The organism is Paraburkholderia sp., assembly GCF_035501035.1.
Lineage (GTDB): Bacteria > Pseudomonadota > Gammaproteobacteria > Burkholderiales > Burkholderiaceae > Paraburkholderia.
In genome coordinates this window covers 1-7,600 of the sequence record NZ_DATJWR010000037.1, presented here as the reverse complement: position 1 = coordinate 7,600, position 7,600 = coordinate 1, and the positions used below count along the sequence as shown (strand labels likewise).

Genomic DNA, 7,600 nt, shown 5'->3' with positions numbered 1-7,600 from the left:
TCATTGAGGAGGACCTGGCGTCCTCACGGCGCTGATCACCTTGCCCGGCGCTCGGGACTCGCGCCCACGGCGTGGTGTTCTACCTGCCAGTAAGCCAACAGAGGTGCCCGGGACCAGCAGCGAATTCCCGTTAGCCACCTTCGTCGCGTGGGCAGTTGAGTGGCTGCTTCGCCTCAAAGTGAGACATCGGGGTCGACGAACCTCCACTGACCGTGCTGGGTCAACTACCGTCCGACGCGAGTCGATCTCTGGCGAGCACCATATGCAATCAGCATTGGACGGCCTCTTCGCGGCGCGCGAGGTGTTTGCGCGCGAATCGTGAAGCCGCGCGAAGGGCGGCGCCGTGGGCCCGCTGTGCCGGTGGCGCCGCGAAGAACAGCCGGTTCAAATCCAGAGATCATTTTCCGCCGTGCGCTCGCTGCGCGCGCCATCGCCGGTGTTGACCACGCCGCGTGGCTCGATCAGCAGCAGCTTTACTTCGCCGATCGCGCAGGGCTTGTGCTCAGCGCCTTTCGGCACGACAGCCATCTGGCCTGCGCGCAGAACGATGGGGCCATCGCGCGTATCGATGCGCAGTTCGCCTGCGAGCACGATGAATGTCTCGTCGGTGTCGGCGTGGCTGTGCCAGGTGAAGTCGCCGGCGAGTTTCACCACCTTGAACTGATAGTCGTTCATCTCGGCAACCACGCGCGGTTGCCAGTGTCCTTCGATGAGCGCGATCTTGCCGAGCAGGTCGATGGTCTGACCCTGGCCGCGTGCGGCCGGGGCATTGGGGTGGGCGGAGGTCATGAGCGGCTCCGTTGCGGATGGGGACGAGGTCGAGACTACGCGAATTGGCGGCGGCCGTCTTGAGCGATCGTGAAGGCGTGTTGGCAGACCACGCCGCGTGGTTCGATCGCTATTTCGATTCCGCGTTTCGCCCTGAGCCGTGTGCCAGAAGCGCTTCCGGACCGGCTGGTCGACGCCGCGTCAGCGAACACGTATCCTCGAGATTAAACGCGTAGAACGGTTGGAGCGTGTCGAGCGCCGGTTCGCGTACGCCAAGGCACCCACGCTGGCGTCGTTTTACACAGCGCGCCGACGCCAAAAGAACGCACCGTGCGAGCAGCGCTCGCACATTGTCAACCCGCATCGGGACCGTGCTGCGCTTGCGCAGACACCTCGACGCACCAGAAGGATCCGCGCTATGTCTCATTCTGCTTTGACCAAGGGAGCTGTCGCCGTCATCACGGGCGTCGCGGCTGCTATCGGCCTCGCGGCGGCAAAGCGGTTTGCGGAGCTCGGACTTCGCGTCTGCATCGCGGACCGTGGCGCCGATCGATCGCACGCGCGGTGGAAGAAGTCGCCGCGCTGAGTGCAAACGGCGCACAGGACGTGTTCGGATTCGAGGCGGACGTGAGTCTCGTCGACGACGTACGCCGTCTGCACGCGGCCGTCACCGAACGATTCGGCGGCACCGAGGTCCTGATGACCAACGCCGGCATTCAACCGGGCAGCGGCATGTTCGGTCCCGCCGAAAACTGGACTCGCGTGCTGGGCGTGAACCTGTGGGGCGCCATTCACGGCACGCAGGTCTTCATGCCCGACATGATCGAGCGCGGCCGGCCCGGACTCGTCATCAATACGGGCTCGAAGCAAGGCATCACGACCCTGCCAGGCGACCCGGCATACAACATCTCGAAGGCCGGGCTGAAGGATTTCACCGAAGCGTTGCAACATGAGCTTCGCAATACCCCCGGGTGCGAGATCAGCGCGCATTTGCTCATTCCCGGCTTCGTGTTTGCCGAGCCGGCATTGTGATGTACGCGATTCTCACGGGAGAGCGTCAAGGCTTCCGTTCTCTCGAGTTGATAATCGGCGGCCTCGTTGCAACGGTTGCGTTGTCATATGTAGTTAAACTGATGATCGTTCATGTCGCGTGGCCCGCTGCGTTGACGGGAACATTCGTCCCTCGGTTGCATGGTTCGGAAGCCCTCTCCGTTGCAATCAGCATTCTGGGCGCGACGGTGATGCCACATGCGATTTATCTGCACTCAGGTCTGACGCAAAACCGGGCGCGCGCAAACAACGACACAGAACGCCGCAAGCTCGTCCGGTTCTCGAATGTCGAAGTCCTGACTGCACTGACCGTGGCGGGGCTTGTCAATATGGCGATGGTGCTTATGGCTTCGGGCGCGTTCCATGCTGGACATCCTGAAGTAGCGGAAATCGAAACCGCGTATTACAGCCTGACGCCGCTGCTCGGTGCGGCTGCGGCGGGCATTCCTCTCGTCGCGCTGTTGGTCTCCGGTATTTCGAGTTCAGTGGTCGGCACGATGGCAGGCCAGATGATCATGCAAGGCTTCATGGGCTTTCGCATTCCGGTCTGGATTCGCCGACTGGTTACGATGGTTCCGGCGTTCATCGTCGTCGCGCTCGGCCTGAATGCGACCGATGCTTTGGTCTACAGCCAGATCGCACTGAGTTTCGCGTTGCCCGTGCCGATGATCGCGCTGGTCGTGTTGACATCACGCGGCGATGTCATGGGGCCGTTCGCCAATAGCAGGTGGGTTGCCTGCGCCGCTATTGCTGGAACTGTCGTGATCCTCGCACTCAATGCCGTTCTGTTGCTGCAAACTTTTGGGGTGGCGATACACGGCCTGTGACGGCAAGTCGTGCACTGGATCTTGTCGGGTGAGAAGCTGACCCACATCGGCGAAAAGCTCTGGGGCGTTGCGATTCAGCTTCAATATCTCCGATACTGAGGTGGCAACGGTTCATGCAAGTCGCATATTACTTCGATGACCCCCGGTAGCGATAAACGCATGAAGCATGCCGTGCACGAGAGATTGATTTCATTCGATCGATAGCAGCGGCCATCATAAATAAAGTGCCTTGGAAACAACCGGCCATTTTCTATACTTCGCAATGTGCGAAGCATCGACATGTCCGTCGCGTCGCAAGTGGTTTCAAGCCGGAAACGGATTCACGAAGGCCGTCGATCTGCTCCGGTGCGATAGCAGCACCTTGTAACTGCGTGAACGGTCGTGGTGCGTTGGTCGTGCATCAAATGTCTACTATCGTCTTCGCATCGATTGATGGATTACCAGTGACGGCTGGCGTATGAGACCGTGGGCAGGACGACGTCGAAGCCGCCGCGCGTCTTCGACTGAACTAAAAACGGAGATCCGCGATGAATGCAACTGCGAGGAATGGCGCACCGGCCGACCAGCCGCTCGTCGACACGACGCCGTATGGATACGGTCCCGACGATTCGATCAGCGACGTCACCGAAAACGCGGCCATCACGCATCACACGCTGAAGCTCAACGGGAAGTCGATTGCCTATACGGCGCGAGCGGGTCACCTCGTCACGACCGACAGCTACAGCTCGCGGCCAGGCGCGAAGCTGTTCTACGTGGCATTCACCGTGGATGATGCGGCGCCATCTTCGAGGCCGGTCACGTTTTTCTATAACGGCGGTCCGGGCTCATCGTCGGTTTTCCTGCTTCTCGGTTCATTCGGACCGAGGCGCATCAAGACGAGCATGCCGAACTTTACGCCACCGGCTCCCTACGAACTCGAAGACAACGCGGATAGTCTGCTGGACCAGACTGACCTCGTCTTCATCGACCCGGTGGGCACCGGTTACTCGACTGCGGTCGAGCCTCATACCAACAAGGACTTCTGGGGTGTGGACGAGGACGCAGGCTGCATCAAGCAGTTCATCAAGCGTTACCTGACCGTGTTCAACCGCTGGAATTCTCCCAAGTATCTGTTTGGTGAATCTTATGGGACTCCGCGCACCTGCGTGCTCACATGGCTCCTGCACGAAGACGGCGTCGATCTGAACGGGATCGTCCTGCAATCTTCGATTCTCGATTATTCGCAGACGGGCAACCCGATCGGTATCCTCCCGACGTTCGCGGCCGACGCCTGGTTCCACAAGAAAGTCTCGTTGAATCCGGTGCCCCCCGATCTGCCGAAATTCATGGACGAGGTGAGCGCGTTCGCGAGCGGTCCGTATGCGAATGCGCTGAACGCGTTCCCCGACGTCGATGAGGCGGTGCTGCAACATTTGAGTGACATACTCGGCGTCCCGCCGATGGTCCTCAAGTACTGGCAGCTCGATCCTTCGCTCGGAAACGGCTCGGCGTTCCTGACGAGCCTGTTGCTCGATACCGGGTTGGCCGTAGGCGCCTATGACGGTCGCGTGACGGGAATCGACACGGGTATTGCCGAATTCGTCTCGCCGGATTCGGGAGGCAACGATCCTACGATGGCTGCCGTGAGCGGCGTGTATACGGCAATGTGGAACGTGTACCTCAACGACGAATTGCAGTACACATCGGTATCGCCGTTCATGGACCTGAACGATCTGGCCTTCGAGAACTGGGACTTCGGTCATATCGACCCGACGGGCGCGCAGAAGGGCGGTGCCGGAACCTTGTACACGGCGGGCGACCTCGCAGCCGCGATGTCCATCAATCCGTACCTGAGGGTGTTCTCGGCCAACGGGTATTACGATGCGGTGACGCCTTTCTTCCAGACTTTCATCACGTTCCAGACCATGCCGGTGGGCAGCGAGCAGATCGACCAGAACCTGTCGGTCCACAACTATCCTTCGGGCCATATGGTCTACCTCGACAACGCATCGAGAACTGCGATGAAGGCAGACCTCTCGTCCTTCTACGGAGGGGCGCAAGCCCATGTCGCAGCCATCACGGCAAAGGTTCAGCCGGAGCAGACGGCGGTGGAGGGCATTGCTCAATATCGCCGTCGATTGAATCGCACGCCGTACTGAACCACAGACCGAAGCGACACGACGAGAGGCCGGCCGCGCACCGCCGCACGCTCGGACGCGGCCCCGTTTGAAGCAAGGCGGCGAGTGGCAAGGCTGAGTGAGGTCATCATGAACGTACCGAATCGTAAGCTGCCCGGGAGCCTGAGGCGCGCAATGCCCGGTGCCAAAGTATTGGGTCAGGCCAACGCGCGTGGTGTCATCGAAGTGACACTGAAGCTGAGGCGAAAGCAGGCGCTGCCGGATCTGGAGGCGCGCCCCGCTGTTCCGCTCACGCGCGACGAGCTTGCCGCGCGATACGGCGCTTCGCAGGACGACATCGACCAGGTGACGCAGGTGATGTCGCAGTACGGTCTCAAGACGGTCGGTTCGAGCGTGGGCGCGAGAACGGTGCGGCTGTCGGGGCCGGTCAGCGCGATGGAGTCCGCGTTCAACGTGAAGCTCTTCAACTACGCGCACGCGGATGGAAACTATCGTGGGCGCGTCGGCTATCTGTTCATTCCGGACGCGCTCAAGGATATCGTGCAAGGCGTTTTCGGGCTCGACAATCGCCGTACCGTGAAGCGGCGGCGTCAGCCCGTTCGCGGGACGGTTGCGCCGCGGGCGCTTTCGTCCTCGCATCCGTCGTGGTATGTCCCTGCGCAGTTCGCAAGCCGCTATGACTTTCCCCAAGGCGACGGTACGGGGCAGACAGTCGGCCTCCTCGAATTCGCGGGCGGATATTTTCCCGGCGATCTCAGCAAGTTCTGCGAGAAGGCCGGCGTCTCGATGCCGACTGTCACGCCGGTCAGTACGGACGGCACGTCGACCGAGAGCAAGGACGGTGCCGAAGGCGAAGTGATGCTCGATATCGAGGTCATTGCGGGGCTGTGTCCAAAGAGCGGTATCGTTGTCTATTTTTCGGCATGGACGGACGCAGGCATGATTGCCGGGCTCGACGCCGCGATGCAGGACAAGACCAACAATCCGGGCGTGCTGTCGATCAGCTGGGGCGCGTCCGAGGGCACGGATATCTGGACCGATCAGGCGATGTCGCAGATCAACGAAACGCTGAAAGAGGCGGCGTATCTCGGCATCACAGTGTGCGTGGCCGCTGGCGACGACGGCTCGAGTGACGGGCTCACCGACGGGCACGCCCATGCCGATTTTCCGTCGTCGAGTCCCTATGTGCTCTCCGTAGGCGGGACGGCCATCGTCGATTTCACGGGCGCGGCCGCAGACGTCGTATGGATGGAGGGCGACGGGCTGCGGGCCGATCAGGGAGGCAGTACGGGCGGCGGGGTCAGCGCCGTATTTCCGCGGCCGGACTGGCAAAGCGCGATCGCGATTACGTCGGTGAATCCCGGCGCGATCAACGGCCGATGCATACCCGATGTCGCCGCCAATGCGGACTGGAATGCGTCGCCGTATCTGCTGGTCGTGGATGGCCATGCGGAAGCCAATGGCGGCACGAGCGCCGCGAGTCCGCTGTGGGCGGCGTTGATCGCGTTGATCAACAGCCAGCTCACAGGTGGCAAGCGTGTCGGGTATCTGACTCCCATGCTTTATCAAACGGCGGGTGCCGGCAGCGCGCCAACGCTCGGGGCGGCTGGCTGTACGGACGTGACTTCGGGCAACAACAACACCGCTTCCGTGGGCGGCTATAGCGCGGGCATTGGCTATGACGCGGCATCCGGGTGGGGGACGCCGCAAGGGAAAAATCTGCTGGCTGCGATCCAGGCGGCGTTGGCATGACGGCTGGTTTGCCGGGTCGCGCGAATCATCGTTTGGAGGGCGACATGGGACATGCACAAAAAATCATGGTGATTCGCCATGGCGAAAAACCTCAGGGCGCGATACCCCCTTACGGCGTGACGATTGACGGCGAGCAGGATGCCAATTCGTTGCTCGTGCAGGGATGGGCCCGCGCCGGCGCGCTAGCGGTGCTGTTTGCGCCGTCCCGTGGCCCGCTGCAAAGCGGGGAACTCGCCCAGCCGCAAACGATCTTTGCAGCGTCCGATGCGGGGGCGCAGTCCAGCAAGCGACCTGATGAGACCGTGAGCGTGGTCGCGCAAAAGCTATCGCTCAACGTCAATACGACTTACGCCGTTGGTCAGGAGACCCAACTGGCGGACGCCGTGAAGTCATGCGATGGTGTCGTGCTGATCGGCTGGGAGCACAAGCACATCCCGCTCATTGCGAACGCCATACTCGGCAACACGACGGCGCCGCAAACATGGCCCGGCGAGCGGTTCGACATGGTGTGGGTGTTCGACATCGACGCCGGCAGCGGCGCCTGGCGTTTCAGCCAGGTGCCTGAATTGCTGATGCCCGGTGACAGTGCGGAACTGATCCCGACCTGAGAGGCTTTCGTCGCGCCGTTCATGGGGACGGGTTAGGCACTATGCTCTGGGCTTGATCGCGGGAGCGGGCCAGTTTCTCGAGCGAGAAGTGTGCGATTGCCACGCCTCTTCGGGAAATTCGCCAATGCGGCAGCTTACTGGCCGAAGTAGACCGGCTTCATGCCGTCGTAGGCGGGGCGCGAGGCAACAGCGAGACTTGAGGCACTCGAGCCGTTAGCGACGCCGCCAACCGCGCTGTTTTGCGCGCTAACCTTTGCTTCTGCAGCAAGGACGTCTTCGGGGTAGTGCGGATCGTCGCCGCGAGCCGGGCTGTAGCCGGCCTTTTCGATCTGCACCAGTTCGGCGCGAACCTGCGCACGGGTAATCGGCGCATTTGACTGGGCGAACGATGCAACCGGGACAACGATGGCAACAGCAACCGCGACGGCCTGGATCAGGGACTTCATGATGAACCTCCATTGAGCTTTGGTATTCGATG

Annotated in this window: 7 protein-coding genes; 5 read left to right on the top strand and 2 right to left on the bottom strand. The window is 61.6% G+C overall.

The features are described 5' to 3' along the window. Window positions 1-384: 384 nt before the first annotated feature. Complete coding sequence (locus VMJ11_RS02440; protein ID WP_325616560.1) at window positions 385-789, bottom strand: cupin domain-containing protein; 405 nt, start codon at window positions 787-789, stop codon at window positions 385-387. Window positions 790-1,332: 543 nt separating this feature from the next. On the opposite strand from VMJ11_RS02440, the gene VMJ11_RS02435 reads away from it, so the two are divergent. From VMJ11_RS02435 to VMJ11_RS02415, 5 genes are all read left to right on the top strand, one after another. Next, on the top strand, window positions 1,333-1,800 hold the full coding sequence (locus tag VMJ11_RS02435) for an SDR family NAD(P)-dependent oxidoreductase (RefSeq protein ID WP_325616558.1): 468 nt from the start codon (window positions 1,333-1,335) through the stop codon (window positions 1,798-1,800). After that, window positions 1,800-2,645: an Nramp family divalent metal transporter gene (locus VMJ11_RS02430; RefSeq protein WP_325616556.1), complete on the top strand. Its 846-nt coding sequence runs from the start codon at window positions 1,800-1,802 to the stop codon at window positions 2,643-2,645. Before VMJ11_RS02435 ends, VMJ11_RS02430 begins: the two co-directional genes overlap by 1 nt. Before the next feature lie 527 nt (window positions 2,646-3,172). Beyond that, entirely contained in the window at window positions 3,173-4,783 is a 1,611-nt protein-coding gene (locus VMJ11_RS02425; RefSeq protein ID WP_325616554.1) for a S10 family peptidase, read from the top strand. A gap of 153 nt (window positions 4,784-4,936) precedes the next feature. Beyond that, complete coding sequence (locus VMJ11_RS02420; RefSeq protein WP_325616552.1) at window positions 4,937-6,514, top strand: S53 family peptidase; 1,578 nt, start codon at window positions 4,937-4,939, stop codon at window positions 6,512-6,514. A gap of 44 nt (window positions 6,515-6,558) precedes the next feature. Beyond that, window positions 6,559-7,122, top strand: coding sequence for a hypothetical protein (locus tag VMJ11_RS02415; protein WP_325616564.1), 564 nt, complete (start codon window positions 6,559-6,561; stop codon window positions 7,120-7,122). 134 nt (window positions 7,123-7,256) lie between these two features. Here VMJ11_RS02415 and VMJ11_RS02410 read toward each other — a convergent pair whose 3' ends face one another. Further along, window positions 7,257-7,568 carry a DUF4148 domain-containing protein gene (locus VMJ11_RS02410; protein ID WP_325616562.1) on the bottom strand — a complete coding sequence of 104 codons (312 nt, stop codon included), beginning with the start codon at window positions 7,566-7,568 and terminating at the stop codon, window positions 7,257-7,259. Window positions 7,569-7,600 lie beyond the last annotated feature (32 nt).

Coding starts and splice junctions, on each gene's coding strand:
- VMJ11_RS02410 (WP_325616562.1), bottom strand. CDS start 7,568: ATGAAGTCCCTGATCCAGGCCGTCGCGGTTGCTGTTGCCATCGTTGTC.
- VMJ11_RS02420 (WP_325616552.1), top strand. CDS start 4,937: ATGCCCGGTGCCAAAGTATTGGGTCAGGCCAACGCGCGTGGTGTCATC.
- VMJ11_RS02430 (WP_325616556.1), top strand. CDS start 1,800: ATGTACGCGATTCTCACGGGAGAGCGTCAAGGCTTCCGTTCTCTCGAG.
- VMJ11_RS02440 (WP_325616560.1), bottom strand. CDS start 789: ATGACCTCCGCCCACCCCAATGCCCCGGCCGCACGCGGCCAGGGTCAG.
- VMJ11_RS02415 (WP_325616564.1), top strand. CDS start 6,559: ATGGGACATGCACAAAAAATCATGGTGATTCGCCATGGCGAAAAACCT.
- VMJ11_RS02425 (WP_325616554.1), top strand. CDS start 3,173: ATGAATGCAACTGCGAGGAATGGCGCACCGGCCGACCAGCCGCTCGTC.